The organism is Burkholderia sp. SJZ089 (genome assembly GCF_007828315.1).
In the GTDB taxonomy this organism is placed as follows: Bacteria; Pseudomonadota; Gammaproteobacteria; order Burkholderiales; family Burkholderiaceae; genus Burkholderia; species Burkholderia gladioli.
The window spans coordinates 138,347-164,357 of sequence record NZ_VIUM01000004.1; the positions used below are offsets into that span (position 1 = coordinate 138,347).

A 26,011-nucleotide genomic window follows, 5' to 3' on the forward strand; every position below is an offset into this window, starting at 1 on the left:
TCGCTTCAGGAGTGCCTCATGAGCGTCAAGCCCGCCCCGTCGTCTCCCATCTCCCTCGATCCGATCGTCGCGATGCCCGCTCATGAGCTATCCGACGCGATCCGCGGCAAGGCCGTGTCCTGCGTCGAGACCATGCGCGCCTACCTCGACCATATCGAGCGCGTGAACGGCCGCGTCAATGCGATCGTCGCGCTGCGCGAGCGTGAAACGCTGCTGGCCGAGGCCGCGCAAAAGGATGCAGCGCTGGCGCGCGGCGAGTGGCAGGGCTGGCTGCACGGCATCCCGCAGGCGCCCAAGGACCTGGCGATGACCAAGGACATCGTCACCACCATGGGTTCGCCGATCTTCCGCGATTTCCGCCCGGCCGAGGATTCGGTGGCCGTGGCGCGCATGCGCGCGGCCGGCGCGATCTTCATCGGCAAGACCAACACGCCCGAGTTCGGGCTCGGCTCGCATACCTTCAACGAGGTCTATGGCGCGACGCGCAATCCGCACGATCTCGGCAAGAGCGCCGGCGGCAGCAGCGGCGGGGCGGCCGCTGCGCTGGCCGCGCGCCTGCTGCCGGTGGCCGACGGCAGCGATTTCGGCGGCTCGCTGCGCAATCCGGCCGCGTTCTGCAACGTGCTCGGCTTCCGGCCCTCGGTCGGTCGCGTGCCGCGCTGGCCCGCCGTCGACGTGTTCTACCAGCAGTTCGGCACCGACGGCCCGATGGCGCGCACCGTCACCGACCTGGCCCGGCTGCTGGCGATCCAGGCCGGCCGCGACGCGCGCGACGCGCTTTCGCTCGACGACGATCCGGCCCGCTTCACGCAGCCGCTCGACGCCGACCTGCGCGGCAAGCGGATCGCCTGGGTCGGCGACTGGGACGGTTATCTCGCGACCGAGCCGGGCGTGCTCGCGCTGGGCGAGGCGGCGCTCGGCACGCTGCGCAGCATCGGCTGCGAGGTCGATGCCGTGCTGCCGGCCTTCGATCCGGCGCGGATCTGGCGTATCTGGCTCGCGCATCGTCACTTGCTGGCCGGCGGCGCGGCGCTGGTGCATTACCGCGATCCGGCGCGGCGCGCGCTGCTCAAGCCCGAGGCGGTCTACGAGGTGGAAGGGCTGCTGGCGATGAAGGCCGAGCAGGTCTACGAGGCGAGCGCCGCGCGCACGGCCTGGCTGCAGGCCCTGATGGCGATGTTCGAGCACCATGACTTCATCGCTGCGCCCACCGCGCAGGTGTTTCCGTTCGATGTCGAGGAGCGCTGGCCGAAGGCGATCGCGGGCCGCGAGATGGACAGCTATCACCGCTGGATGGAAACCGTCACGCCCTGGACCCTGGCCGGCTGCCCGGTGGTCAACGTGCCGGCCGGTTTCAACGAGGCGGGGCTGCCCACCGGCATCCAGTTGATCGGGCGCCCGCGCGACGATTTCGCCGTGTTGCAGCTCGCGCATGCTTACCAACAGGCCGGCGATCGGGTCGCCGAGCGCCTGCCGGGCATCCTGCAGGCTTAGGCGCGGCAGGGCGGGGCGGAACGATTCCCGGGCGCGGCGCTTGCTATCGGGCGCCGCGTTTCCGTCGCCGCCGCGTGGGCTTCGCCAGGCGCGAAGCCGCGCCGCGCACCGGCCCCGGATTGCTCATACGTTTCCAGTTGTATCGATCGTTGCATCCCGCGTCGCGCTGCGCGGACAATTTTGCCCATGAAAGCGCTGACGACATCCCACAAGGCAAGAGCGATCGCGAAGAGGCATGCCCGGGCGGCCTTCATGGCCGCGGCGGGCTTAGTCGCGAGCGCCGGCGCGCATGCGCAGCAGGGCCACGCGCATGCCGCGGCGCGCCCGGCCGTCGCGCAATACGCCGCGATTGACGGCCGTGGCAACGACTCGGCCAGCCCCGATGGCGCCACGCGCCGCGCGTCAGCGTCTCCCGATTCCCCTTCTTCCGCCGCCTCCGTTGCGCCGGACTGGACCGCCTATGTCGACGCGAATCGCCGCGTGCTGGCGGGGCAGGCCGACCTGGCCATCGCCATGGGCCTGTCGGGCGCGGCGGGCCAGGCCGCCAGCGCGGCCGGCACGCTCGGCGACGACAGCGACGCCTCGCGTGTCTCGAACAGCACGCTCGCCGAGATCGGCGGCGCGCAGCAATCGATCGCGCTGGCGCTGTCGCAGGCCTTTGCGTCGGCATCGTCGGCCTCGGCCCTGCCGGTCGATCGCGACAGTTTCAGCAGCGGGCTCGCCTCGCTCGGCGAGGGCCTGCAGCGTTTCGAGGGCCTGCCCAGCGGCGCGCAAGCGGCCGTGCCCGATGCGGCCTCGTCACGCTTCGCCGAGCACGCGCCCGACCAGATCGACGCGGCCGCGGCCACGCTGAACGACGCGGTGCGCTACGCCTCGGTGCATGGCATCGAGGTGCCGCCGGTCGCCACGCTGGCGCTGCGCCGCGTCGCGCATTGACGGGTGCAACGCGGCGCCATCGTCGCGCCGAAGCCTGCCGTCTCGCGCATGCCGGCGGCGATCGCATGGCAGTGCTAAGGTAGCGCGCATTCGCCGCCGCGCGCGTTCCCTTCCACCGGACCTCCTGGCATGCACGACGATCTCGATCTTCCCGCCTATCTCGAACGCATCGGCTACCGGGGCGAAGTCGCGCCGACGCTCGATGCGCTGCGCCGGCTGCATCGCCTCCATCCTGCCGCGATCGCCTTCGAGAATCTCGATTCCCTGACCGGCGCGCCGGTGCGGCTCGACCTGCCGTCGCTGGGCGCCAAGCTGGTGGCGCGGCGTCGCGGCGGTTACTGCTTCGAGCAGAACCGGCTGTTCCAGGCGGTGCTGGAGCGCTTCGGCTTTCGCGTCACGCCGCTGATCGCGCGCGTGCGCTGGCAGCGTCCCCCCGAGCTGGTGGCCGCGCAGACCCACATGCTGCTGCGCGTCGAGCTGGACGGCGCGACCTGGAACCTCGACGTCGGTTTCGGCGCGGTCACGCAGACGGCGCCGCTCGCGGCCACGCCCGGCGTCGCGCAGCGCACGCCGCATGGCGAGTACAGGCTGGTCGAGGCGCCCGGCGCCGACGCGTTCGACCTGGAATTCCGTGCCGCGAAGGGCTGGCAGCCGGTCTATCGTTTCGTGGCGCGCGCTGTCGAGCAGATCGATTACGAGGTGGCGAACTGGTACACCTCGACGCATCCCGATTCGAAGTTCGTGAACGACCTGATCGTCAGCCGCGTGCTGCCGGAAGGCCGCGCCGCGCTGCTCAACGACACCCTGACGCTGCGCGATGCGAGCGGCGCGGCGACCCGCCATGAGCGTCTCGCCGACGCGGCTGCCTGGGCCGCCTGCCTGGACCAGCACTTCGACCTCGACCTGGATGGCTTCGATATCGAGCAGTTGTTCGCGCGCGTGCAGGCGCGCAGCGCGGCGCTGGACGCGCTGGCCCAGGCGCAGTCGCAATCGCGCTGAGGCGCGGCGCCGGAGTACCAAAACGAAAACGCGGGTAGGGCGAGGCTCGCGCGTGCTGCCTGCCGCGCGACCGGCGGCGCCGTCAAGGCATCAACCGGCCTGGGCCCCGCTCCCGCAATCGCTCGTCGCGGCTTCGCGCATCAGCCAGTCGCGGAACGCCACCAGCCTGGGCAGCGTCGCCGCCTCGGCGCGATAGACCACGTAATAGGCCAGCGCCGAGGGATAGGCGATCTCGGGGAACAGCGGCACCAGCCGGCCCGCGGCCACGTCGTCGCAGGCCATCACGCTGCGCGCCAGCGCGATGCCGTGGCCGTCGATCGCCGCCTGCAGCACGGCCGCCGAATTGTTGACCTGCATGCCGCGCCGCGCTTGCACCCCGGCCGCGCCCGCGTGGGCGAGCCAGGCTTCCCAGGATGCGAAACCCGCATCCGTGTCCACCGACCGATCGTGTATCAGCGGCTTGCCGGCCAGCTCGCGCGGCGAGCCCAGCGCGCCGTGCCTGGCCAGCCAGGCCGGCGAGCAGACCGGGAAGAGGCGCTCCTCCATCAGCTTCTCGGCGGCGAGGCCGGGCCAACTGCCGCGGCCGTAGCGCACGCCGATGTCAATGCCCTGCGCGACGAAATCCACCGGCTTCAGGTTGGTGTCGAGCCGCACGTCGGTTTCCGGGCATTGCGCATGGAAGCGCTCGATGCGCGGCAGCAGCCATTTCGCGGCGAACGCGGGGCTGACCGCCACGGTCAGCACGCCCGAGCGCGTGCCTTCCTGCAGGCGCGCCAGGCCGATCGACAGGCGGTCGAAGCCGGCGCGGATATCGGGCAGCGCGCGCTCGGCGGTCTCGGTCGGCACCAGCCGCGCGCGGCCGCTGGTGCCGCGCACGAACAAGGGCGCGCCCAGCCACTCCTCCAGCGAGCGCACCAACTGGCCGACCGCGGCCGGCGTCACGTTCAGTTCGGCCGCGGCGGCCGAGAAGCCCTGGTGGCGGGCGCTGGCCTCGAAGGCGCGCAGGGCATTGAGGAAGACGGGTGTTTTCACGGTGGCGGGGGAGGACGACGGGTCGCGGCAAGGATATCGCATCAGGGGCGGTGAGCTTGCCGCCAAGGCGGGGGTATGAGGTGGAGACAGGCCGTCGCAGGGCAATAGTGTCAGGAATGATGCACATTCAAGTTCCATTTCGACGAGACGAAGTCATGCGTATTACCGTCACCATCGATGACGACCTCTACACGATCGCCTTGAGCATGGCTGATCCAGGCATGAACACGGCCGCATTGCTCCAGGAGGCAATGGAGACGTTCGCGCGCGTGCGGGCTGCTCAACGTCTTGCCCTCGCCTCCAGCAACGCCTCGTGGATCACCGGCACCGTGCTGCCGGTGGACGGCGGCGTGATGGCCGGCCGCCAGGGCTGAAACCCCTCGTCGACCCGAATCGGTTCCGCATGGCGCCGACGATGCGGCGCTGAGGCGCTCGCCGCCGCGCCGACCGCTTCAGACCTGCATCGACGGCACGTCCTTCACGCAGCGCAGTGCGAACATCGAGCGGCTATGGCGGATGCTGGAGATCTTGTAGAGCTTCTCGCGCAGGAAGCGCTCGTAGCCGGCCGTGCCGTCCACCGCCACCTTGATCCAGTAATCGTATTCGCCCGACACCAGGTAGGCCTCCAGCACCTCGGGCAGCGCGGCCAGCTCGGCGCCGAAGCGTGCCAGCGCATCGTCCTCGTGGCGATCGAGGGTGACCTCGAGGATCACGATGTCGGCGTAACCGAGCAGGCGCGGGTTGACCAGCGCGACGTAGCCGTCGATATAACCGTCGGTCTCGAGCTGGCGCGTGCGGTTCCAGCAGGCCGTGGTCGACATGCCGACCTGTTCGGCCAGTTCGGCGTTGGACAGGCGCGCATTGGACTGCAGCGCGCGCAGGATCTTGCGGTCCTGGTTGTCGAGCGATTTGGGCGAGCGTTCGCGGGTGGCCATGAGGTTCTGGAATTTTGTTCGCGGAATGGCGATTCTATCTGAAGAAGCTTCCGGTTCTTGGCGGAAATCACGGGATAAGCGGAAGCCTTTTCAGCGCCTCGCCGCGTATATTTTCCGTATGCCTTGTTGCCCGGCATGACCGATCCGGCCACCCCCGTTTCGATCAGCTAGCGCGATCACGAGTCGCGAGGCCGGGCAGGACGGGCATCCGTCACCCTCGTTACCGTCCGAAACCGGCGGCGCTGCCGTCGCCGGGTCGCATCACGGAATTACCCGAATCCGCCCGCTCCGACATGTCGTTCCAGCTCTATCTGTCCTTCCTCGCCGCCGCGCTCGTGCTCGTTTATGCCCCCGGTCCCGTCAACCTGCTCACCATGAGCCATGCGCTGCGCGCCGGCTGGCGGCGCGCGCTGCCCTGCGTCTGGGGCGGCACCGTGGCGGTGCTGCTGCAACTGGTGCTGACCGCGTTGTGCCTCAATTCGCTGCTGCACGTCGACGAACGCGCGCTGGGCGTGCTGCGCTGGGTCGGCGCGGCCTACCTGGTCTGGCTCGGCTACCGGCAGTGGCGCGGCGGCGCGATCGTCGCGCCGGCCGAGGGCGAAGCGCCCACCGTTGGCGAGGCCGAAGCCGAGACGGCTTCCTCGCGGCGCGGCCTGTTCTGGCGCGGCCTCGCCACCTCGGGCTTCAATCCGAAGACGCTGCTGTTCTTCCCGTCCTTCTTCCCGCAGTTCATCAGCAGCGAGGCGAGCTGGAGCGTGAACCAGCAGTACCTGGTGCTGGCCGCCACGTTCGCGTTGCTGTTCGCGCTCGGGGTGGCATCGATGGCGCTGTTCTCGCAGCGCCTGAGCCGCCTGCTGCAGCGCCCGACGCGCGTGCGTGCGCTCAATCGCCTGATGGGTGGCCTGCTGGCGGGGATGGGGGCGATGATGGCCGGCTGGGGTTGAACCTCGGCCGAAGCGAGCGGGACGCGCCGGATTCGAGCGCGCTCCCGCGCCGGAAAGGAGAACGCGCCGCGATATTCGCGGCGCGTTGCGTTTTGGCGGGGCCGAGCGGGTTCGGGCGCGGCGGCGCGGCGCTCAGCCGGCGTCCGCGTCGGACCACAGCTTGCCGCCGGTGGCCCAGTTCTCCTTCTTCACCTCGTGCAGGATGATGTCGACCGCCGAGGGCGGGCAGTCGAGCGTCTCGCAGGTCACGCGCGTGATGGCCTCGATGAAGCGGCGTTTCTGCTCGGCGCTGCGGCCTTCGAACAGATCGACGTGAAAGGTGGGCATGGCAGGTCTCCAGGTCAGGGATGCGGGCAAACAGGGCGATTCAGGACGATTCAGGGCGGGACGAGTCAATCGCGATACGACGCCTCGCCGGGGTGCGCATGACGTTCGTGGCGATCGAGACGGCGCAGCATGGCCGGCCATTCCAGCTCGCCCTCGAGCGCGCCGCCGTCGCGCAGTTGTTCGGCCGCGCGCGCGATCACCTCGGGCGCGGGCAGCACCGGCGCGAGGCCGCCGGCCTGGGCGGCCAGCTGGATCTCGCAGGCCTTCAGCAGCGTGGCGGTGCGCACCCAGGCTTCGGCCACGGTGCGGCCGACCGTCAGCGTGCCGTGATTGCGCAGCAGCATAGCCGACTTGTCGCCGAGCCGCTCGACCAGGCGCGCGCCTTCGGCCGGCGTGAAGGCCAGCGCCTCGTAGTCGTGGCAGGCCAGGTCGCCGTGAAAGCGCAGCGCGTGCTGCGAGGCCGGCAGCAAGCCCTGCGGCTGCATCGAGACGGCGATGCCGGCCTTGGCATGCAGATGGATCACGCAGACCGCATCGGCGCGCGCCGCGTGCACGGCCGCATGCAGCGCGAAGCCGGTGGCGTTGACCTGGTGCGGGCCGTCGCCGATGCACCTGCCCGCCAGGTCGATCTTGACCAGGTTCGAGGCGCACACCTCCTCGAAGGCGAGCCCGAAGGGGTTGATCAGGAAATGCCCGGGCTCGCCGGGCACGGCCACCGACAGATGCGTGTAGATCAGGTCGTCGAGGCCGTCGAGCGCGACCAGGCGATAGGCGGCCGCGAGGTCGAGGCGGGCGCGCTGCTCGGCCGCGGAGATCGGGCCGGCGGCGGTGCGGGGTTCAGCGTGGTGGACGAAGCTCATGGTGGGGCGTGGTGGCGAGGGGCGGTGCCGGCGCGCGGGGCGTGGCTGGCGCGGCGGAGGAAGATGGCGCGACGCTCTCGCGCGACGCGATGCGCACGAGATTGGCGGCGATCGCGAACGGCGCGCTGAACGGCGGCAGCCCGAGACGCAGCGCGAGCAGGTGCAGCAGCGATGCGCCCAGGGCGCCGGCCAGCGCGATACGTGGCCCTCGGGCGGCCAGCGCGATGGCCGCCAGCGCGCCGTTGTAGCCGAGCAAGCCGGCCGCGCAGGCGCCGGCCGAGCGCGTGTCCGTGCCGCCGGCCGCGAGCAGCAGGACCGAGCCGAGCAGGGCGCCGAGCAGGCCGAGCCCGGCCGCGCGCGGCGAGGCCAGCGCGAGGCCGGCCAGCAGGAACAGGCCCGGCAGCCTGCCCGAGGCGAACGCGGCCTGGGCGAAGGCGGCCAGCGCGGCGCCGGACAGGACGGCCGGCGCGCCCGGCCACGCGCCGGCATGACTGACGGCGGCCGGCATGAACCAGGGCAGCCAGCATGCCGTCGCGATGACGGCCGGTAGGGAATAGGCGCCGCCGCCGCGGCGCGCGAGGCCATGCGCGATGGGGCGGTACAGCGCGCCGGCCAGCATCGCGGCAATCAAGGCGATCGCGAAGGCCTGCGAGCGATCGGGAATCAGCGCGACGGCGGCCAGCGCCGCGAGCGCGCCGCTGTAGCCGTGCAGGCCGAGCGCCATGTCGGCGAGATCGGTTTGTCGCGCGTCGCCGCCGGAACCATCGGCGGCGCGTGGGGCGGCATGCGTCGGCCGTGCCGCGGCCGTTTTCGTCGGCACCGCGTTGGCGGGCCCGCTCTGCCGCGCGTTGCCGCCGGCTGCGTTGGTGGCGGCGTCGATGCCGAGCGGGCCGGTGCCCGTCGATCGCGTCGAGGCGTTCGCATCGGCCATCCCGGCCTGCCGCGAGCCGCTCCCGAGCACGCTCGATCCCCCCTTGGCGCCGCCCGTCAACAGCGCCGCGATGTTCGCGGCGGCCGTGCCGGCCAGCGCCGCGCAGCCGAGCGCGGGATCGGCCAGCAGCAGCCCGGCCAGCACGCCGGCGCCGGTGCCCGCATGCGGCTGCAGCAGCACCTGGCCGAGGCCGCGCAGCAGTGTGCGCAGTTCGACCGGCAGCGCGAGCGGAACGAGGCGGGAGCGGGCGGGCATGAGCGGGGCAGCGGGGGAGCAGGGCGCAGGCGAACGCGAAGCCGCGAGCATAGAAGATCGCCGCGCGCCGCGACATGGGCGAGCCCGGATACCGGCTATTTGCGCTACGATCGAGCGCACCGCGCGCGGCCCCGCCGCGCGGGCCGCCAAGGGAAGGCATCGCGATGCGCGAAGTGCGCTGGGCGTCGCTCGACAGCGACGGTATCGAACACCTGACACTCTCGCGCGACGGCGACGGCTACCTGGCCGAGAGCGTGATCATCGGCCGCCACGACGACGGGCGGCGCTACGGGCTGGCCTACCGGCTCGCCTGCGACGGCCACTGGCGCACCACGCGGGCCACGCTGAGCGTGATGGGCGGCGCCACGCTGAGCCTGCTGCGCGATCGCGAGGGCCGCTGGCGGGACGGCGAGGGGCGCCCGCTGCCGGCGCTCGAAGGCTGCGTCGACCTCGATATCGCCGCCACCCCCTACACCAACACCTTGCCGATCCGCCGCCTCGGGCTGCGCCGCGACGAGCGGCGCGCGATCGAGGTGGCCTATGTCAGCGTGCCGGACCTGGCGGTGTCGCGCGCGACCCAGGCCTATGTCTGCATCGAGCCGGGCCGGCGCTATCGCTACGAAGGGATCGACGGCCGCTTCACGGCGGGCCTGAGCGTCGACGACGACGGCCTGGTGCTCGAATACGACACCTTGTTCAGGCGCTTGCCCGCGGCTTGAGCGGCGCGCCCGAGGCGGCCCCGGCTGCGCCCGGGCGCGCGGCGAGATCGGCGTCGTTGGCGCCGGGCTGTCCCGCGCGTGCCGCGGCGGCCGCCGGTGACGCGAAGGCCGGCTCGTGGCTGGCCGCGAAGCTGTCGATGCGCTGCGCGATCAGCGCCGCGTCGCGCAGCACGGTCCAGTGCGAGGCGTCGATGATCTCGCGCCGATGCGGCCCGAGCCAGCGTTCGAGGTTCTCGGTCAGGGCCGGCGTCACGTAGCGATCGCGGCGCGGCACCAGGATCTGCACCGGCGCCTGCGCGTAACGCTCGCGCGGCTGGCGGGCCCGAGCGATGAAGTTGGCGCGATACAGGCGGATGCCGTTCACGCCGTTGCGCAGTTGATGCGGATCGGCCTCGGCGCGGATCCGCTCGGTGCGGCGCAGCCACAGCGGCCAGAGCGCGGCGCCGCCGAGCCGCCAGAACAGCGGCGGCAGCACCGGCAGGTGGAAGAAGGCGATGTACCAGGACTTCAGCGACTGCCGCAGGTTGAGCCGCGCGCGGAACACGTGGTCCAGGCAGGGTCCCGAGATCGAGGTATAGGAGAGGATCCGGCCGCGCATGGCCGGATCGGTGACGGCTTCCCAGCTCTGGATCGAGCCCCAGTCGTGGCCGACCAGGTGGAACGGCCGCGTGCCGCAGGCCACCCGCGCGACCGCCGACAGATCGCGTTCGAGCTGCGCCATGCGATAGGCGGCGGTGGCCTTGGGCGCGTCGGATTCGCCCGCGCCGCGCACGTCGTAGGCGATCACGCGATAACGCTTCTCCAGCGTCTCGCGCACGCGATCCCAGACTCGTGAGGAATCCGGATAACCATGCACCAGGATCAGCGGCGGCGCCTCGCGCGGTCCGCTCAGGTGGACGGCGAGCCGCACGCCGTCCGAATCGACCGTCAGCGTCTCGCGCGCGCTCGCCATGACCGATCCCCCGCTCAGTGCGCGGCGGCCGGCGCGGCCGCATGCAGCGGCACGCGCCGCGGCGCGGCCTCGGCGGCGTAGCGCGCGTTGGTCTCGTCGATCTTCGCGAGCAGGCTGTCGAGTTCGCCCAGGTAGCGGCGGTTGTCGTAGTCCCAGGGATGGAAGTTCGGGCGGAAGAAGCCGAACCACTCGCGCGCGATGCCGGGGAACACGCCGCCGCGCGGCGCGTACAGGTACTTCACCAGCGTCCACATGCCGGAGAAGCGGCCGTGATGGCGGCGATGCGCGAACATCAGGCGCAGGTGGTAATCGAACACGATGGCCCAGAAGATCGCGGTGGTCATCAGCATGGTGCCGGTGCGCAGCAGGTAGCGGCCCAGGCCCGGCTTGATCACGCGCAGCCACACGTCGTAGGACACCGACTTGTGCTCGGTCTCCTCCATCGCGTGCCACATCCACATCTGCGTGTAGCCGTCGACCGAGCCGTCGATGCGCTCCTCGTGGCCTTCCAGCAGCAGGTTGGCGAGCATCGCCGTGTAGTGCTCCAGCGCGATCGTGATGGCCAGCTGCATCGAGGGCGGCAGGTACTTCTTGAACAGGCCGAGGATGAACCACAGACGGCGGTCGAGCTTGTGCGCGGGCAGGCCGGCGGCCTGCAGCAGATCGTTGTACTCGATGTGCTCGCGCGTGTGCATCGCCTCCTGGCCGATGAAGCCGATCACCTGCTTCTTGAGTTCGGGATCGTGGATCTGGTCGCGGTAGTGGCGCACCGAGTCCATGAAGAAACGCTCGCCGGCCGGGAACAGCAGCGACAGCGCGTTCATGAAGTGGGTGACGGGCACCCCCTTCACGTGCCAGTCGCACGCGCGGTCGGGGGGCATGGCGAAACGGATGTCACGGCGGACGGGCATCATGACGGTTCTCCCTGATTACCTGCGTTGTTGTAGCTGGAGTGGGCCGGCGCGAGCTTGCCGCCGCGCGCGGCGCGGCGGCGCGCCTTGGCCCGTTCGCGCCGGGTCGCGAGCACGACCAGCGCCTGGTAGGCGGCGGGCAGGGTGCGCGCGAGCCAGTCGGCGCCGCGCGCATCGCGCCCGATCAGCACGCGGCGCTTGTTCCTGCGCACGCCGTGCAGGATCACGCGCGCGGCTTCCTCCGGCGTCGTGATGAAGAACTTCTCGAAGTCGTCCTTGCCCTGCTGCTCGCTGTCGACCATGAAGCCGAGCATGTTCTGCGAGATCCGGCTCGACTGCGCGATGTTGGTCTTGATGCCGCCCGGATGCACACAGGTGGCCGACACGCCGCACTTCATCATGTCGAGTTCCTGGCGCAGCGATTCGGTGAAGCCGCGCACCGCGTACTTGGTGGCGTTGTAGGCGCTCATGCCCGGCTGCGCGAAGATGCCGAAGATGCTCGAGGTGTTGATCACGTGCCCGTCGCCCGCGGCCTTCAGGTGCGGCAGGAAGGCCTTGGTGCCGTGCACCACGCCCCAGAAGTTGATGTTCATGATCCATTCGAGGTCGGCGTAGTCCATGCCCTCGATGGTGCTCGACAGCGCCACGCCGGCGTTGTTGAAGACCAGGTTGACGCGGCCGAACTGGCGCGCGGTGTCGTCGGCCCAGCGATGCACGGCGGCGCGGTCGGCCACGTCGAGCAGGCAGGTGGTGACGCGCACCGAGGGCGCCAGCGCCCGCACGATGCGCTCGGTCTCGGCCAGGCCGACGCCGTTCTTGTCGGCCAGCGCCACGTGGCAGCCGTCCTGGGCGAGCTGCAGCGCCAGCGAGCGGCCCATGCCGGAGCCGGCGCCGGTGATCGCCGCAACCTTGTCGTGGAAGGATTTCATCTGCTTCGCTCCTGGTCGTCAGACGGCTTGCGCGCGGCGCGCCGGCGCGTCGGTGGCGGGGGCGCCGGCCACGGCGCTGCCGGCCTCGGCGTGTGTCTCGCGGCGCGCGGCCGCGTAGGCGTGGTAGTCGGCGATCGAGAACTGCGCGGTGGCCTGCCGGAAGCGCCAGGTGAAGCCCGGCCACAGCGTGGTGTTCTTGCCGGTGCGCGGGTCCAGGTACCAGCTCTTGCAGCCGCCGGTCGACCAGATCGCGCGCTTCAGGCGCTGCTGCAGCCGCGTGTTGTATTCGGCCTCCACCAGCGGGCGCACCTCGATCGCGTCGGCGCGTTCCTGGTCCATCGCGTCGAGCGCGCCGAGGATGTACTCGATCTGCGACTCGATCATGAACACCATCGAGTTGTGGCCGAGCCCGGTGTTCGGGCCGACGATCATGAAGAAGTTCGGGTAGCCGGGCAGGGTGGTGCCGAGGTAGGCATGCGCGCCGTCGCGCCAGGTATCGACGATGTCGACGCCGCCGCGTCCGCGGATCACGCCGCGCGGGAACGGGTCGGCCACCTGGAAGCCGGTGCCGTAGATCAGGCAGTCCACCTCGTGGCGGCGGCCGTCGGTGGTGACCACCGCGTCGGGCTCGATGCGCGCGATGCCGGTGGTGAGCACGTCGACATTGGCGCGCGTGAGCGCCGGGTAGTAGTCGTTCGAGATCAGCACGCGCTTGCAGCCGAGCGTGTAGTTCGGCGTGACGGCGGCGCGCAGCGCCGGGTCGGCGATCTGCCTGCGGATATGGCGCTCGGCCAGCTTCTGCACGTTCTTCATCAGCGCGGGATGGATCGCGAAGCCCAACACGCGCGATTCCAGCATCCAGTAGCGGCTGGTGCGCGCCAGCTTCTGCGTGAACGGCAGGGCGCGGAACAGCCATTGCTCGAAGCGGCCGAGCTGGCGGTCCGGCTTGGGCATGATCCACGGCGGGGTGCGCTGGAACAGCGAGAGCCGGGCGACCTTCGGCGCGATCTGCGGCACGAACTGGATGGCGCTGGCGCCGGTGCCGATCACCGCCACGCGCTTGCCTTCCAGGCGATAGTCGTGGTCCCAGTGCTGCGAGTGGAAGGCATGGCCGGCGAAGCTGTCGAGCCCTTCGATCTGCGGCAGCGCGGCCCGCGACAGGCCGCCCATGCCCGACACCAGCACGCGCGCCGAGACGCGTCGGCCGTTGGCGAAGCGCAGTTGCCAGCGGTGCGCCACGTCATCGTATTCGGCGCTGGCCAGCTCATGGTCGAAGCGCAGGTAGGGCGCGATGCCGAAGCGCTCGACGCAGCTTTCCAGGTAGGCGCGGATTTCCGGTTGCGGCGCGAACATGCGCGTCCAGCGCGGGTTCGGCGCGAACGAGAACGAGTAGACATGGGATTGCACGTCGCAGGCGCAGCCGGGGTAATGGTTGTCGCGCCAGGTGCCGCCCACGCTCGCGGCCTTCTCGAACACCGCGAAGTCGCCGCGCCCCTTCTGGCGCAGCCGGATCGCCATGCCGAGGCCGGCAAAGCCGGTGCCGATGATCGCGATGTCGACGGCTTCGCTGGCGCCGTCGCCATCGGGCAGGGTACGCGCATTCATGCGGTGTCTCCGTTCCGGTTCATTTTTAAATGTGACATTGACGGATGTAAAGATAGTCGGTGTCGGGAGAAATCGCAAGCGAGTAGATGGCGGCCTCTAGTGCTGCCCGAGGCTTGCTGTCGTGATGCAAGTGTTTGATTCGAAATGGGTAATTTCTTCGTTGCTAAAGGCTCGCCGAAGGTGTCGGTGAAAACACGGAGCCCCTCGCGGCGCCGGGCGCGCGGTCGGCCGAGCCGGCTCGGGCTGCCGGCGGAACTGCCGAGACCGCCGCGCGAGCCCCGCCCGGCAAGGCTTTGCCGCCTTCCGCCAATCGCCGGCCGGCCGCCGCGATTGCTCGCGGCACATGAATAATCGCCGTCAGGCTTGAATCGCGATGCCGTGCCGCTCTATCCTGTTCCGTTGGCCGTTCGAAAGCAGAGAAAGGGGAAATTGATGGACCGATTACAGGCGATGCAGGTTTTTACGCGCGTGGTCGATGCGAACAGCTTCACGCGCGCCGCCGAGACGCTGGCCATGCCGCGGGCCTCGGTGACGACGATCATCCAGAACCTCGAAGCCTTGCTCGGCGTGCGCCTGCTGCACCGGACCACGCGCCGGCTCTCGCTGACGCCCGAGGGCGCCGGTTATTACGAGCATTGCATCCGGATCCTGACGGAGATCTCGGAGGCCGACGCGAGCTTCCAGGTCGGCAACCGCAAGCCGCACGGCGCGCTGCGCGTGCACATGCCGTCGCTGCTGGGGCGGCGCGTGGTGCTGCCGGCGCTGCCGGAATTCCACGAGCGTTATCCCGACATCGAGCTGCAGTTCGGCATGTCGGACCGGCCCGTCGACCTGGTGCGCGACGGTTTCGATTGCGAGATCCGGGTGGGGCCGCTGGAGGATTCGTCGATGGTGGCGCGGCGCGTGGGGGTGATGAACCGCGTGAGCTGCGCCTCGCCCGCCTACCTGGAGAAGTTCGGCGAGCCGCGCAGTATCGAGGAACTCGAGCAGCACCGCGCGGTGAACTTCGCCTACGCGCTGGGCCGGCCGATGCCGTGGATCTTCCTGATCGACGGCAAGCTGCAGGAGATCCGCATGAACTCGATCGTCACGGTCAACGATTCCGATGCCTACGTGACCTGCGCGCTCGAGGGGTTCGGGCTGATCCAGCCGACGCTGTTCTCGGTGATCCCGCACCTGATGGACGGCTCGCTGGTGGAGATCCTGCAGGGCGTCTATCCCAAGCCCAAGCCGATCTCGATCGTCTATCCGCACAACCGCCACCTGTCGATGACGGTGCGCGTGTTCGCCGACTGGATCGCCGATCTGTTCGCCTCGGTGCCGGCGCTCGAGAACGATCCGGCCAAGCGCGTGATGCCGGGCGTGAAGAAGGAGCGCAAGGCGGTGGAGGCTTGAAGGGGGAGGGCGCGGCGGCGCGTTGTCCGGCCTTGGTGGGGCCCTCGCCGCGCCGTGCCCGGGAGCGTCATCCCGGGATCGTAGAATGAGGGGCCGCCCCGGCGCGGCTCCGACAACTCAATTGCCCGATGCGAGGACCCCGATGCGTCTGCTGCTTGCCATCCTGATTCCATGGTTCCAGTTCTTCACGATCGGCCGCCCGATCGCGGGCATCATCTGCCTGCTGCTGCAGATCACCCTGATCGGCTGGATTCCGGCCGCGATCTGGTCCGTCTATGCCCTGAGCCAGTACAAGACCGATCGCAAGATCGAGCAGGCGCTCGGCAAACGCGGCTGAGGCCATCTCGCGTGGCGCCGCCGTCCTGGCGGCGCCCGATCCTCCCCTGCGGCTTTGCGCCGACACGACTTCCGAATTTCCCGCCAAATTTTTCCCGGTTCAGCCCGCCCGCTCGAAGGCCTTGAGCCGCGCGCGCTCGACGCCCTGCACGATCGCGCCGAGCAGCACCGCGTCGGTGCCCGTCGCGGAGATCGCGAACTCGGGCGCCGGGATCGGCAGCCAGGCCTCCACCTGCTCGCGGATCGCCGGCAGCAGCGCCGCGCCGGCCAGGCCGATGCCGCCGCCCAGCACCACCAGGGCCGGGTCCAGCACCGGGATGATGGCGGCCAGGCCCCAGGCGAGCTGGCGCGCCTGCTCGGCCAGGCAGGCGCGCGCGCGTTCGTCGCCCTGCAGCGCGGCGGCGAATACCGCCTCGGCGTCGTCCACCGCCAGGCCGATGCGCCGCGCATGCGCCACGATGCCCTTGGCCGCCGCCGATTCCTCGAAGATCGCCGCGCGCGGGCCGTCGTCCCTGGCGTTCTCGCCGCGGTCTTTGCCGCGCTCGCGCTCGCTGTCCAGCCCTCGATCCTGCGCGGGCGGCGCCGGCCGCAGCACCGCGATTTCCCCCGCGAAACCGTGCGCGCCGCGATAGAGCTTGCCGTCGGTGACGATGCCCAGGCCGATGCCGGTGCCGATCGACATGAACACGAAGTTGTCGACCCCGCGCCCGATGCCGTGCGCCTGCTCGCCGAGCGCGGCGAGATTGATGTCGTTGTCGAACAGGGTGTCCTCGCCGAGCGCGGCGCGCAGCGAGCTGACCAGATCGGCGCGTTCCCAGTCGGGCAGGTTGGGCGCGAGCCGCAGCCGGCCGCTGGAGGGATCGAACACGCCGGGCGAGCCCAGCACGGTGGCCAGCACCGCCTCGCGCGGGAGCGCCTGCGCCTCGGCCAGCGCCTGCGCCATCTCGACGATGCGCGCGACCAGCAGCGAGGCGCGCGCCGGCGAGCGTTTCTCCAGACGCGCCAGGATGTTGCCGGACAGGTCGGCCAGCGCGCCGCGGATCCAGGCCGCGCCGACGTCGATCGCCACCACGTAGCCGGCCCGTGCGCGCGGCTGGTAGAGGCGCGGCTGGCGCCCGGCGCTGCCCTCGCGCACGCCCACCTGCTCGACCAGCCCGAGCCGTTCCAGGTTGCCGAGCGCGCCCGTCACGGTGACCTTGGAGAGGCCCGTGCTCTGCGCGAGCTGCGGCGCGGTGGCCGGCGCGAGCGCCAGCAGGTGCTGGTAGATGGCCCATTCGTTGCCCTGGCGCACGAAGGCGGGGCCGCGGGTGACGGGAGCGCTGGGGGGCGGAGCTTTGCGGGAATGCGGATTCATGCGTGGCCTGTCTGCGGGTGTCCGATCCTATCAACGAGATGTCGCGCGAGGCAAGGCGGGGTTCCGAAGGATTATTTTTGAACCTATTGAATTCGTAAAGAACCTTTCCTATCATTCGACCACGATGCCGCCATCGACGAAGCGGCACGGCAGCCTCGCACGGCAGTTCCTTGGCAACGAGATCGCGGCCCCCGGCCGCTAGGAGACAGGCATGAGCGATTCCACCTGGCAGGACCCCGGCGCCAGCCGTTCGGACGGCGCCGCCGCCACGGACGGCGCGGACGACGCGCAGCAGGCGCAGCATTTCCGTCGCTCGGTCGGGCTGTTCCCGGCCATCGCGGTCAACATGATCCAGATCTGCGGGGTGGGGCCGTTCCTGACCATCCCGGCCATCGTGGCGGTGCTCAACGGGCCGCTGGCGGTGATCGGCTGGGTTTGCGGCGCGCTGCTGGCGATGGCCGACGGCCTGGTCTGGGCCGAGCTCGGCGCGGCCATGCCGGGCGCGGGCGGCACCTACCTGTATGTGCGCGAGGCCTTCCAGTACCGCACCGGCAAGCTGATGCCCTTCCTGTTCGTGTGGACCGCGATGCTGTCGATTCCGCTGATCATGAGCACCGGCATCATCGGCTTCGTGCAGTACCTCGGTTTCTTCCTGCCGCACCTGAGCCCCTGGCAGTCGCATGCGATCGGCATCGCCGCGGTGGCGCTGGTGGTGTTCGCGCTGTACCGGCGCATCGAGTCGATCCGCACGCTGGGCGCGGTGCTGTGGATCGTGATGGTGCTCGCGGTGCTGCTGACCACGGCCGCCGCCTGGAGCGACTTCCACCTGCCGCTGGCACTGTCGATGCCGCCCGACGCGTTCGATGCGGGCAAGTTCTTCACCGGCCTGGGCGCCGGCCTGATCATCGCGATCTACGACTACGCGGGCTACAACACCACCGCCTACATGGGCGACGAGCTGAAGAATCCCGGCCACGTGATGCCGCGTTCGATCATCGTGTCGATCCTGGCGATGATGGTGTTCTACCTGGCGATGAACATCGGCGTGATCGGCACCGTGCCCTGGCAGGTGGTGGCGAAGTCCACCTCGGTGGCCTCGCTGGTGGTGGAGCGCAACTGGGGGCACACGGCCGCGGCAATCATCACCGCGCTGATCCTGGTGGCGGCGCTCGCCTCGGTGTTCGCGGGCCTGCTCGGCGGCTCGCGCGTGCCCTTCCACGCGGCGCGCGACGGCGTGTTCCTGGCCGCCTTCGGGCGCCTGCACGCGAGGCACGATTTCCCGCACGTGGCGCTGCTGGTGATGGGCGTGGTGACCGCGATCGGCACCTTCTTCGACCTGACCACCGTGATCAACATGCTGGTGGCCGTCGCAGTGCTGCTGCAGTCGGTCGCGCAGATCGCCGCGCTGACGGTGCTGCGCCGCCGCCAGCCGGGCCTGCGCAGGCCTTACCGGCAATGGCGCTATCCGCTGCCGAGCCTGCTCGCGCTGGTCGGCTGGCTGTATGTGTTCTACGCGACCGATGCACGTTCGCAATGGATGTCGACGGCATGGATCGCGCTCGGCGTGATGGCGTTCCTGGTCTGGGCGCGCGTCGCGAAACAATGGCCGTTCGGGCCCAAGCGCGTGCGGGAAGTGTTCCTGGAGCGCCAGCAAGGCCGGCCGCGAACCGGCGTGGAGCAGTCATGAGCGAGGCAGCGGCAGGGCGGATGGGACCGGGCGGCAAGGGCGGGGCAGCGGCGGCGGGCTGCCTGCTGGCGATCGATTTCGGCGGCACCAAGATCGCCATGGCGACCGCCACGCCATCGGGCGAGCGCCTCGGCGAGGCGGAGATCCCGACGCTGGCCGCCGAGGGCGCGGCGCGCGTGCTGGCGCGCACGCGCGAGGCCGGTCTCGCGTTGCTGGCGCGCACGCGCCGCGAGCAGCGAGGGGCGGGCGATGCCGGCGCGCTGCCCTTGCTGGCGGTGGCGGCCGTCACGCCCGGCATCGTGCAGCCCGACGGAATCCGGTTCGCGCCGAACAATCCCGGCTGGGAGACGCTCGCGTTCGAGCCGGCGCTGCGCCGGATGTTCGAGGTGCGGGTGGTGGGCGTGGCGACCGACGTGAAGGCCGCGGCCCTGGCCGAGGCGCGCTTCGGCGCGCTGGCCGGGGTCGGCACCGGGCTCTACGTGAACCTCGGCACGGGGCTCGCGGCGGCGGCCGTGATCGACGGGCGCGTGCTGCGCGGCGCGCACGGCGCGGCCGGCGAGATCGGCTACCAGTTGCTCGGCGCGGCCGGCGAGCGCGCGTGCGCCGAGGGCGGCGCGCCGCTGGAGGAACACGCGGGCGGCGGCGCGCTGGCCGCGCGCGTGTCGGCGCTGCTCGGGCGCGAGACCAGCGCGCGCGAGGCCTTCGCGCTGGCCGCCACGCAACCCGCGGTGGCCGCGCTGCTCGACGAGGCGCTCGACACGCTGGCGCGCCATGTCGCCAATCTCGCCTTGATGATCGATCCCGAGCGCATCGTGCTGGGCGGCGGCATGGCGCGCGTGCCGGCGCTGGTGGAGCGGCTTCGCGCCGCCGTGGCGCGCGCCGCGCTGTTCGAGCCGCAATGGCAGCGTGCCGCCTTCGGCCATGGCGCGGCCCTGCAAGGGGCGATCGTGGTCGCGCTCGATGCCTTGCGCGAGTGCGCGCAGGAAGCGGCGCAGCCGGGTGCTGCGATCGTCGCGGCCTGATCGGCCGGTTCCCCGCATCATCGCGGCTCGCGTCGCATCGCTGCGCCCCCCCCGGCGAGGCGAGCCGCGAGCCGCCATCGTCGAGCGCCTCGCACGCTCCATATCGATCCGATCTTTGGCGCGCCTCGCGCCTTTCATCGAGGCACCTCAGGGATATCCCGCCTGCGCCGCGCGCCTCGCGCTGCCGTCAAACACTGGCCGGTTTGAAACACGGTCCAGTAACCTGAGCGAGACTTCGAGATGCGCACCCTTACCCTGAACCGGAAACTGACGTCGATGATCGCGATCCTGTGGATCGGCCTGCTGCTGATCGCGGGATTCGGCGCCTGGCATGCCCGCCAGTCCATGCTCGAGGCGCGCCGCGCGGCGCTCGCCTCGCTGGTCAGCGAGGCCTATGGCGTGGCCGAGCATTACTACCAGCTCGCCCAGCAGCACACGCTGCCCGAGGACGAGGCCAAGCAGCGCGCGCTCGATGCGATCGCGGCGATGCGCTACGGCAGCGACGGCTACATCTCGATCAACGATTCGCAGCCGGCGATGATCATGCACCCGATCAAGCCGGCCCTGAACGGCACCAACCTGGCGAACTTCGCCGATCCGAACGGCGCCCACCTGTTCGTCGACATCGTCAAGGCCGGCAAGGAGGGCGGCGAGGGCAGCAGCGCGCCGGGCTACGTGCATTACCTGTGGCCCAAGCCCGGCGCCGACGCGCCGGTCGAGAAAACCAGCGTGGTGCGCCGCTTCGCGCCCTGGGACTGGTTCCTGGTGACCGGCATGTACATGGACGACATCCGCGCGGCCATGTATCGCGACATCCTCATCTGGCTGGCCGTGTCGGGCGCGCTGGGCATCGTCGCCTCGCTGCTGATGGTGCTGGTGCTGCGCAGCGTGCGGCGCAGCCTCGGCGGCCATCTAGAGTCGGCGGTGGAGACCGCGCAGCGCATCGCGCAAGGCGACCTGACCGCCCATGTCGCGCTGCGCGGCGACGATCGCGGCAGCCTGCTGCACGCGCTGCACACCATGCAGGCGGGGCTCATCGAGATGGTTTCGCGGGTGCGGCTCGGCACCGAGAACATCAACGTCGGCGCCACCGAGATCTCGGCCGGCAACACCGATCTCTCGCAGCGTACCGAGCAGCAGGCGGCGGCCCTGGTCGAGACCGCCTCCAGCATGGACGAGATCACCTCGCACGTGCGGCAGAGCGCGGAAAGCGCTTCGCAGGCGGCCGCGCTGGCCGGGCAGGCGGCCCACGTGGCCACCCGCGGCAGCGAGGTGGTGGGCGACGTGGTGCGTACCATGGCGGCGATCACCGACAGCTCGCGCAAGATCGCCGACATCATCGGCGTGATCGACGGCATCGCCTTCCAGACCAATATCCTGGCGCTGAACGCGGCCGTCGAGGCGGCGCGCGCCGGCGAGCAGGGCCGCGGTTTCGCGGTGGTGGCCGCCGAGGTGCGCTCGCTGGCGCAGCGCTCGGCCACCGCCGCCAAGGAGATCAAGTCGCTGATCGAGACCTCCACCGACACGGTCGAGCAGGGCGCCTCGCTGGTCACCGACGCGGGTTCGACCATGCAGGAGATCGTGCAGTCGGTGAAGCGCGTCAACGAGATCCTCGGCGAGATCAGCCAGGCCGCCACCGAGCAGAGCACCGGCATCGAGCAGGTCAATCGCGCGGTGGGCGAGATGGACCAGGTGACCCAGCAGAATGCCGCGCTGGTCGAGCAGGCCGCGGCCGCCGCGCATTCGCTGAAGGACCAGGCCGACGCGCTGCGCCACGCGGTGACGCAGTTCGCCTTGCCGGCCTGAGCCGGCGGCGCCCGCCATCGCGGCGGGCGGCAACGAAAAAGGGAGCGTCGCCCGACGCTCCCTCGACGGCCCCGGCCTGTTTCCAGGCGCCGGGCCGAGCCATGTTCGGCATCCTTACTTCTGCGGCAGCGGCACGGCCTGGCGCGCCAGCAGGCGCCAGCCGTCCGGATGATGCTTCCAGACCTGCAGCACGCCGATGTGCGAGGTGGTGAGCTTGCCGTCCGGCTGGTTGTTCTCCGAATCGAACACGTGGCGCACGATCGCGTTGTCGCCGACCACCTTGACGGTCTGGTCCGACAGCGTGACCGACTTGAACGCGCCGGTGCCCACCAGATCCTTCAGGAATTCCGCGCGATCCTCGATATGGGCCGAGGAATGGCCGTAGCTCAGTTCCGGCTCGGTCAGCTTCTTCAGCGTGGCCTCGTCGCCGGCCACCATCGCCACGCGCAACTGCTCGACCGCCTTGGCGACCGCCGCGTCGCCGCTCGCATGCGAAGTCGCCGCGCCGGCCATCAGGCCGGCGGTGGCCAGCGCGACGCCGAGCGCGGCGCGCAGGGCGGTATGGCGGGTTGTCTGGAACAGCATCTGTCGTCTCCGGTGGTGTCGATGGGGGTTGAGTTGAGTAAGCGGGGTATCGAACGCGCGCGGCCGTGCCGGCACGGCTATTCATCGGTTGTCCGATATCGTTTCGGAACGTTATTCCATTTATGAAACTGGTCCCATCGCGGTTAACCCTGCAAGCACGGCCAAATAAGGCTTTCATCGGAAAATTCGGCAGCCGTGAGATGCTCATTACGGAACGACATTCCGAACTCATCTGACGTAAGACTTTGCTACTCGCAAAACGGCGCGCGGCGCCTCGCGCGAGCCCGGATCGGGGTTGACCCGGCGGCGGGTTAGCCCCTAAGTCGCGATAAGCGGATGGAATCGCTCCCCCGCAAAATTTGATTGGATTTCCGTCGGGCCGCGCCTGTATGTTGTCGGAACCGGTACCTTGGCTGGCCACCCCGCCGCGCGTGCCGGCGCGGTTGCGGTCGTTGTCGAGTTTCGAGCGGGCGCGCCCATCCTCGCCATGGGGCGCGTCGACACCTAGAACGTATAGAACGAGACCCCAGCAAGGAGACACCCGATGAAGCCCACCACTCCCGACGCGCTGCCGGCCGAGGCCGGATCCGCCCAGGCCGGCACGCGCGACGCGGCCTCGCCGCGCGTGCGCCGCATCCAGCGCACCGCGCTCGCGCTGCTGCTGATGAGCGGTGTGGTCAACTACCTCGACCGCTCGACGCTGTCGATCGCCACCCCGCTGATCCGCCAGGATCTCGGCTTCTCGGTGCCGCAGATGGGCCTGCTGCTGTCGGCCTTCCTGTGGGCCTATGCGTTCGCGCAACTGCCGGCGGGCATGCTGATCGACCGGCTCGGCGCGCGCCTGACGCTGGCCATGAGCCTCGCGCTGTGGTCGGTGGCGCAGACCTTCGGCGGCGTGGTCAACGGCTTCTCGCAGTTCTTCGCGGCGCGCATGGTGCTCGGCGTCGGCGAGGCGCCGCAGTTCCCGACCAGCGCGCGGATCGTGCGCGACTGGTTCGCCAAGCACGAGCGCGGCACCGCCACCGGCATCTGGAACAGCTCGTCGACGCTCGGCACCGCGATCTCCGCGCCGCTGCTGACCATCCTGATGCTGAACCTCGGCTGGCGCTGGATGTTCGTGGTGATGGGGGTGGCGGGCCTCGCGCTGGCGCTGGCCTTCTACCTGCTGCATCGCGACCCGCGCCATGTCTCGCTGACCCAGCGCGAGCGCGAGTATCTCGACGATACCGAGGGCCTGGCCAGCACGCGCCCGACCTGGGCCGACTGGCGCCACCTGCTGCGCTATCGCACCACCTGGGGCATGCTGCTGGGCTTCTTCGGCACCATCTACGTGCTGTGGCTCTACAACGCCTGGTTGCCGACCTACCTGCAGATGGAGCATCACCTGACCATCGCGCGCACCGGCTGGGTGGCCGCCGTGCCCTACCTGTTCGGCGTGATCGGCAGCCTGTCGGGCGGGCGCATCTGCGACGTGCTGGCCCGGCGCGGCGTCTCGCAGATCAACAGCCGCAAGTACCCGATGGTCGCCTCGCTGCTCGGCATCGCGGTGTTCACCCTGCTCACGGCGCTGACCGACAACACCGCGCTGGCGGTGACCTTCATCTCGGTGTCGATGATGCTGATGTACATCTCCTCGAGCGCGGCCTGGGCGATGGCCTCGGTGGCGGCGCCGGCCAACTCCACCGCCTCGATCGGCGCGATGCAGAACTTCGGCGGCTATTTCGGCGGCGCGCTGGCGCCTGTGGTGACCGGTTTCATCGTGCAGGCCTCGCACTCGTTCAAGCCGGCGCTGTATGTCGGCGCGGCGGTGGTGGTGGTGGCGATGATCGGCTACTGGACCCTGGTGGGCGAGCCGGTGCCGGTGCGCGGCAGCGAGGAAGCGGTTTAGGCGCGGGTACGAAGCCGCCCGCGACATCCACCCCGGGCAATTTCGCGTGACCGACCGCCCCGGGCCTGATTCGGCCCGGGGCGGTTCGCTTGTTTTCGCCCCCAATCCGTACTGGCGGGCCAAGGCGCGGAGCCTTAATGGCGCCACCCGGCGCAACAACGAGGTGCCGTCCAATCCGGACACCTACAGGTATCGACGCACCGTGGGCGACGCGACCCACGTCATGTTCCTGCCGTTCTACGGGGGCTGCGCGCCGGCAACTAGGACGTCGCGAAGATCCACAACGCCGACATCGTCCCGAGCACCTCGCAGGACGAGAACTACAACCTGATGACGCGCGGCCAGTACCAGGACGTGTGCGGCAACCGGCTCGAACTTGACCGTATGCTATCGCCTTCGCGGTGGCGGCGATCGCCTGGCTTCTGCTGGTGATGGCCAGACACTACAGTTATTGGGAAACGACGGGCCGGGAGATGCCGGATATGGCAAGCAGTATTCGCAATGGCGTGGTGGTGGCCTTGGGGCTGGCGGTGCTCGCCTACGGACTGAGCATGGCATGGGTGCATCGCAGTGCCGCGAAGACGCCCGCCGAGCCGGCCGCGCAGGCCCAGGCCGCCGCGGCCGGGGCCGCGCCCGGCGAGAGCCACGCCGCGCTCGCGCACGGCTTCAACGGCGCGAGCGCCTTGCTCGCGCGCAAGGGCCCGCAGGCGGTGCTCGAGGTACGCGGGCTCGGCGCCGTGACCGGCTACGAGACCAACCAGGAAATCTGGGCGAAGATCGTTCAGAAAGCCGACAACCACGCCAGCTATTTCTCGAGCAATCCCGAGGATTATCCCGACAGCGAGGATGCGCGCCTCGACGACATGCGCGTGTCGATCACCACCAGCTTCAAGCTCGGCGCGCGGCATGCCGTCGAGTACTGGCCGGTGCCGGTGATCGTGTGGGGGCCGGCCAAGAACGCGCACAACGCCTATCGCGCCGCGATGAACATCGCCGACAGCCGGCAGAAGGCGGGGCTCGGCGTCACGCTGTTCCTGTGGCAGGAGGATGCCAATGGCGACGACGGCGCGGCCATGCTCGAGAAACTGTTCGACTTCTTCGACGCGCATCCCGACGTGACCGCCGCGCTGGTCTACAGCCTCGACGGCTCGACCATGCGTTCGCTGCTCGGCGCGCCCGGCAGCGGCGGCGCCGCGCCGGCGGCACACGCGAGTCCGGCGCTGCCGGACAGCATCGTCGCGATACTGGTGTCGCGCTCCGATCGCGTCGATCGGCTGGTGCGCCCGTTCGCGGTCGAGCAGACCGAGCAGATCGATCGCGCCCACGGCGAATACGATGTCGTGAAGCTCTGGAATTTCTACTGGGACAAGAACGACGATCGCGGCCCCGAGGGTTTCGATGCCCACTATCGCAAGCAGGCCAAGGCGGCCGGCGTCGACGATCCGGATTCGATCGGCACCATGACGGCGAGCTGGTGGCAGGCGCAACTGCCGGCGTTCTGGAAGACCATCGGCAACCAGGGCCCCGGCCAGTTCACGACCTCGTCCTACCTCCCGGTGCGCTGGACCAATTGGCAACTGCGCCAGTTCGACGACGCGCCGCTGCTGGGCTACCTGCATCGTCCCGTCGACGTCAAGCTGACCGACGATCATGGCCAGCCGCTGAAGACCGCGGCGCAGGCGGCCGCGCTGAAGGCCGGCTGGGAGCAGGCGGTCGCGGCGCTGCCGCAGGGCCGCGAGCCCAGGCGGGTGTTCTACGACACCACCGCGGACCGGCTGTGGGTGGTGCCGCTGAACCAGGCGCTGGCCCAGGTCGGCGCGGGCGCGCCCAGCCTCGACGACGTCAAGGAGGGTTACGACATCGGCGCGCGCATCGGCAATACCGGCGTGAGTTCGCCGCTGGTGCAGATCGGCCTCGGCCTGATCGCGGGCTACGACGACGGCGGCGCGAGCGCGACCGTGAACCGTCGCCCGAACGGCACCGCCAGCATCGTGATGGTGAGCCCGCCCGAGGACGGCAACAAGGCCGCGTGGCAGCGGAAGACCGGCGGCAGCCCCTTCAAATGATGGCCGGCATGCCCAAGGTATCGACTCGCGCCACGCGGCTGCG

At 70.2% G+C, this 26,011-nt stretch carries 23 protein-coding genes and 1 pseudogene; 13 read left to right on the forward strand and 11 right to left on the reverse strand.

What is annotated here, in order from left to right:
* Positions 1-18 precede the first annotated feature (18 nt).
* The 3 genes from FB600_RS08895 to FB600_RS08905 all read left to right on the forward strand — a co-directional run bounded on the left by FB600_RS08895 (position 19) and on the right by FB600_RS08905 (position 3,429).
* Positions 19-1,494, forward strand: a complete 1,476-nt coding sequence (locus FB600_RS08895; protein ID WP_145756566.1) for an amidase — start codon at positions 19-21, stop codon at positions 1,492-1,494.
* A gap of 186 nt (positions 1,495-1,680) precedes the next feature.
* Complete coding sequence (locus FB600_RS08900; RefSeq protein WP_145756567.1) at positions 1,681-2,430, forward strand: hypothetical protein; 750 nt, start codon at positions 1,681-1,683, stop codon at positions 2,428-2,430.
* 129 nt (positions 2,431-2,559) lie between these two features.
* Positions 2,560-3,429 carry an arylamine N-acetyltransferase family protein gene (locus FB600_RS08905; RefSeq protein ID WP_096750812.1) on the forward strand — a complete coding sequence of 290 codons (870 nt, stop codon included), beginning with the start codon at positions 2,560-2,562 and terminating at the stop codon, positions 3,427-3,429.
* A 90-nt stretch (positions 3,430-3,519) separates the two neighbouring features.
* Here FB600_RS08905 and gcvA read toward each other — a convergent pair whose 3' ends face one another.
* Positions 3,520-4,461 carry a transcriptional regulator GcvA gene (gene gcvA / locus FB600_RS08910; RefSeq protein ID WP_098182763.1) on the reverse strand — a complete coding sequence of 314 codons (942 nt, stop codon included), beginning with the start codon at positions 4,459-4,461 and terminating at the stop codon, positions 3,520-3,522.
* Between the two features lie 287 nt (positions 4,462-4,748).
* Here gcvA and FB600_RS38145 point away from each other — a divergent pair.
* Positions 4,749-4,835 (forward strand): annotated as a pseudogene (locus FB600_RS38145) (sugar dehydrogenase); the annotation flags it as partial.
* A 78-nt stretch (positions 4,836-4,913) separates the two neighbouring features.
* On the opposite strand, the gene FB600_RS08920 reads toward FB600_RS38145, so the two are convergent.
* On the reverse strand, positions 4,914-5,396 hold the full coding sequence (locus FB600_RS08920) for an Lrp/AsnC family transcriptional regulator (RefSeq protein WP_013689926.1): 483 nt from the start codon (positions 5,394-5,396) through the stop codon (positions 4,914-4,916).
* Between the two features lie 293 nt (positions 5,397-5,689).
* On the opposite strand from FB600_RS08920, the gene FB600_RS08925 reads away from it, so the two are divergent.
* Positions 5,690-6,340, forward strand: a complete 651-nt coding sequence (locus FB600_RS08925; RefSeq protein WP_096750814.1) for a LysE family translocator — start codon at positions 5,690-5,692, stop codon at positions 6,338-6,340.
* Between the two features lie 132 nt (positions 6,341-6,472).
* Here FB600_RS08925 and FB600_RS08930 read toward each other — a convergent pair whose 3' ends face one another.
* From FB600_RS08930 to FB600_RS08940, 3 genes are all read right to left on the reverse strand, one after another.
* On the reverse strand, positions 6,473-6,667 hold the full coding sequence (locus FB600_RS08930) for a 4-oxalocrotonate tautomerase (protein ID WP_025097994.1): 195 nt from the start codon (positions 6,665-6,667) through the stop codon (positions 6,473-6,475).
* 65 nt (positions 6,668-6,732) lie between these two features.
* A complete protein-coding gene (locus tag FB600_RS08935; protein WP_145756568.1) occupies positions 6,733-7,527 on the reverse strand; it encodes a class II aldolase/adducin family protein in 795 nt (264 codons plus the stop codon).
* Positions 7,505-8,713 (reverse strand): urea transporter, encoded by a 1,209-nt coding sequence (locus tag FB600_RS08940; protein ID WP_098151972.1) that lies wholly within the window; start codon positions 8,711-8,713, stop codon positions 7,505-7,507. The genes FB600_RS08935 and FB600_RS08940 overlap by 23 nt, the downstream gene beginning before the upstream one ends.
* A gap of 164 nt (positions 8,714-8,877) precedes the next feature.
* Between FB600_RS08940 and FB600_RS08945 the strand changes: the two genes are divergently transcribed.
* Positions 8,878-9,432, forward strand: coding sequence for a putative glycolipid-binding domain-containing protein (locus tag FB600_RS08945; protein ID WP_096752828.1), 555 nt, complete (start codon positions 8,878-8,880; stop codon positions 9,430-9,432).
* On the opposite strand, the gene FB600_RS08950 is transcribed toward FB600_RS08945, so the two are convergent.
* From FB600_RS08950 to FB600_RS08965, 4 genes are read right to left on the reverse strand one after another with little or no spacing between them, the layout of a single operon-like run.
* A complete protein-coding gene (locus FB600_RS08950; protein WP_105820945.1) occupies positions 9,410-10,384 on the reverse strand; it encodes an alpha/beta fold hydrolase in 975 nt (324 codons plus the stop codon). The two genes, FB600_RS08945 and FB600_RS08950, sit on opposite strands and share 23 nt — an antisense overlap.
* A gap of 14 nt (positions 10,385-10,398) precedes the next feature.
* On the reverse strand, positions 10,399-11,298 hold the full coding sequence (locus tag FB600_RS08955; RefSeq protein ID WP_013689933.1) for a metal-dependent hydrolase: 900 nt from the start codon (positions 11,296-11,298) through the stop codon (positions 10,399-10,401).
* Entirely contained in the window at positions 11,295-12,224 is a 930-nt protein-coding gene (locus tag FB600_RS08960; protein ID WP_046574290.1) for an SDR family NAD(P)-dependent oxidoreductase, read from the reverse strand. The genes FB600_RS08955 and FB600_RS08960 overlap by 4 nt, the downstream gene beginning before the upstream one ends.
* 18 nt (positions 12,225-12,242) lie before the next feature.
* Complete coding sequence (locus FB600_RS08965; RefSeq protein WP_096750819.1) at positions 12,243-13,829, reverse strand: flavin-containing monooxygenase; 1,587 nt, start codon at positions 13,827-13,829, stop codon at positions 12,243-12,245.
* A gap of 432 nt (positions 13,830-14,261) precedes the next feature.
* Here FB600_RS08965 and FB600_RS08970 point away from each other — a divergent pair, with 432 nt between their 5' ends.
* Together FB600_RS08970 and FB600_RS08975 are read left to right on the forward strand one after the other, a co-directional pair.
* A complete protein-coding gene (locus tag FB600_RS08970; protein ID WP_096750820.1) occupies positions 14,262-15,224 on the forward strand; it encodes a LysR family transcriptional regulator in 963 nt (320 codons plus the stop codon).
* A gap of 142 nt (positions 15,225-15,366) precedes the next feature.
* Positions 15,367-15,561 carry a YqaE/Pmp3 family membrane protein gene (locus FB600_RS08975; protein WP_036031287.1) on the forward strand — a complete coding sequence of 65 codons (195 nt, stop codon included), beginning with the start codon at positions 15,367-15,369 and terminating at the stop codon, positions 15,559-15,561.
* Between the two features lie 99 nt (positions 15,562-15,660).
* On the opposite strand, the gene FB600_RS08980 is transcribed toward FB600_RS08975, so the two are convergent.
* Entirely contained in the window at positions 15,661-16,914 is a 1,254-nt protein-coding gene (locus FB600_RS08980; protein ID WP_096750821.1) for an ROK family transcriptional regulator, read from the reverse strand.
* A gap of 211 nt (positions 16,915-17,125) precedes the next feature.
* Between FB600_RS08980 and FB600_RS08985 the strand changes: the two genes are divergently transcribed.
* The 3 genes from FB600_RS08985 to FB600_RS08995 all read left to right on the forward strand — a co-directional run bounded on the left by FB600_RS08985 (position 17,126) and on the right by FB600_RS08995 (position 21,429).
* Positions 17,126-18,601: an APC family permease gene (locus FB600_RS08985; protein ID WP_096750822.1), complete on the forward strand. Its 1,476-nt coding sequence runs from the start codon at positions 17,126-17,128 to the stop codon at positions 18,599-18,601.
* Positions 18,598-19,623 carry an ROK family protein gene (locus FB600_RS08990; RefSeq protein ID WP_222432917.1) on the forward strand — a complete coding sequence of 342 codons (1,026 nt, stop codon included), beginning with the start codon at positions 18,598-18,600 and terminating at the stop codon, positions 19,621-19,623. Before FB600_RS08985 ends, FB600_RS08990 begins: the two co-directional genes overlap by 4 nt.
* Positions 19,624-19,863: 240 nt before the next feature.
* Positions 19,864-21,429, forward strand: a complete 1,566-nt coding sequence (locus tag FB600_RS08995) for a methyl-accepting chemotaxis protein (protein ID WP_096750824.1) — start codon at positions 19,864-19,866, stop codon at positions 21,427-21,429.
* 114 nt (positions 21,430-21,543) lie between these two features.
* On the opposite strand, the gene FB600_RS09000 is transcribed toward FB600_RS08995, so the two are convergent.
* Positions 21,544-22,014 carry a nuclear transport factor 2 family protein gene (locus FB600_RS09000; RefSeq protein ID WP_098151985.1) on the reverse strand — a complete coding sequence of 157 codons (471 nt, stop codon included), beginning with the start codon at positions 22,012-22,014 and terminating at the stop codon, positions 21,544-21,546.
* 544 nt (positions 22,015-22,558) lie between these two features.
* Between FB600_RS09000 and FB600_RS09005 the strand changes: the two genes are divergently transcribed.
* Positions 22,559-23,902 carry an MFS transporter gene (locus tag FB600_RS09005; RefSeq protein WP_096750826.1) on the forward strand — a complete coding sequence of 448 codons (1,344 nt, stop codon included), beginning with the start codon at positions 22,559-22,561 and terminating at the stop codon, positions 23,900-23,902.
* Positions 23,903-24,333: 431 nt separating this feature from the next.
* On the forward strand, positions 24,334-25,968 hold the full coding sequence (locus tag FB600_RS09010) for a DUF2875 family protein (RefSeq protein ID WP_409995213.1): 1,635 nt from the start codon (positions 24,334-24,336) through the stop codon (positions 25,966-25,968).
* Positions 25,969-26,011: the final 43 nt, after the last annotated feature.

Excerpts from the sequence above, each read along its gene's own strand:
- FB600_RS08940 (WP_098151972.1), bottom strand. The coding sequence starts at position 8,713 with ATGCCCGCCCGCTCCCGCCTCGTTCCGCTCGCGCTGCCGGTCGAACTG.
- FB600_RS08950 (WP_105820945.1), bottom strand. The coding sequence starts at position 10,384 with ATGGCGAGCGCGCGCGAGACGCTGACGGTCGATTCGGACGGCGTGCGG.
- FB600_RS08905 (WP_096750812.1), top strand. The coding sequence starts at position 2,560 with ATGCACGACGATCTCGATCTTCCCGCCTATCTCGAACGCATCGGCTAC.
- FB600_RS08920 (WP_013689926.1), bottom strand. The coding sequence starts at position 5,396 with ATGGCCACCCGCGAACGCTCGCCCAAATCGCTCGACAACCAGGACCGC.
- FB600_RS08980 (WP_096750821.1), bottom strand. The coding sequence starts at position 16,914 with ATGAATCCGCATTCCCGCAAAGCTCCGCCCCCCAGCGCTCCCGTCACC.
- FB600_RS08965 (WP_096750819.1), bottom strand. The coding sequence starts at position 13,829 with ATGAATGCGCGTACCCTGCCCGATGGCGACGGCGCCAGCGAAGCCGTC.
- FB600_RS09010 (WP_409995213.1), top strand. The coding sequence starts at position 24,334 with ATGGCCAGACACTACAGTTATTGGGAAACGACGGGCCGGGAGATGCCG.
- FB600_RS08935 (WP_145756568.1), bottom strand. The coding sequence starts at position 7,527 with ATGAGCTTCGTCCACCACGCTGAACCCCGCACCGCCGCCGGCCCGATC.
- FB600_RS08945 (WP_096752828.1), top strand. The coding sequence starts at position 8,878 with ATGCGCGAAGTGCGCTGGGCGTCGCTCGACAGCGACGGTATCGAACAC.
- FB600_RS08995 (WP_096750824.1), top strand. The coding sequence starts at position 19,864 with ATGCGCACCCTTACCCTGAACCGGAAACTGACGTCGATGATCGCGATC.
- FB600_RS08900 (WP_145756567.1), top strand. The coding sequence starts at position 1,681 with ATGAAAGCGCTGACGACATCCCACAAGGCAAGAGCGATCGCGAAGAGG.
- FB600_RS08975 (WP_036031287.1), top strand. The coding sequence starts at position 15,367 with ATGCGTCTGCTGCTTGCCATCCTGATTCCATGGTTCCAGTTCTTCACG.
- FB600_RS08930 (WP_025097994.1), bottom strand. The coding sequence starts at position 6,667 with ATGCCCACCTTTCACGTCGATCTGTTCGAAGGCCGCAGCGCCGAGCAG.
- FB600_RS09000 (WP_098151985.1), bottom strand. The coding sequence starts at position 22,014 with ATGCTGTTCCAGACAACCCGCCATACCGCCCTGCGCGCCGCGCTCGGC.
- FB600_RS08925 (WP_096750814.1), top strand. The coding sequence starts at position 5,690 with ATGTCGTTCCAGCTCTATCTGTCCTTCCTCGCCGCCGCGCTCGTGCTC.
- FB600_RS09005 (WP_096750826.1), top strand. The coding sequence starts at position 22,559 with ATGAAGCCCACCACTCCCGACGCGCTGCCGGCCGAGGCCGGATCCGCC.
- FB600_RS08955 (WP_013689933.1), bottom strand. The coding sequence starts at position 11,298 with ATGATGCCCGTCCGCCGTGACATCCGTTTCGCCATGCCCCCCGACCGC.
- FB600_RS08990 (WP_222432917.1), top strand. The coding sequence starts at position 18,598 with ATGAGCGAGGCAGCGGCAGGGCGGATGGGACCGGGCGGCAAGGGCGGG.
- FB600_RS08970 (WP_096750820.1), top strand. The coding sequence starts at position 14,262 with ATGGACCGATTACAGGCGATGCAGGTTTTTACGCGCGTGGTCGATGCG.
- FB600_RS08960 (WP_046574290.1), bottom strand. The coding sequence starts at position 12,224 with ATGAAATCCTTCCACGACAAGGTTGCGGCGATCACCGGCGCCGGCTCC.
- FB600_RS08895 (WP_145756566.1), top strand. The coding sequence starts at position 19 with ATGAGCGTCAAGCCCGCCCCGTCGTCTCCCATCTCCCTCGATCCGATC.
- FB600_RS08985 (WP_096750822.1), top strand. The coding sequence starts at position 17,126 with ATGAGCGATTCCACCTGGCAGGACCCCGGCGCCAGCCGTTCGGACGGC.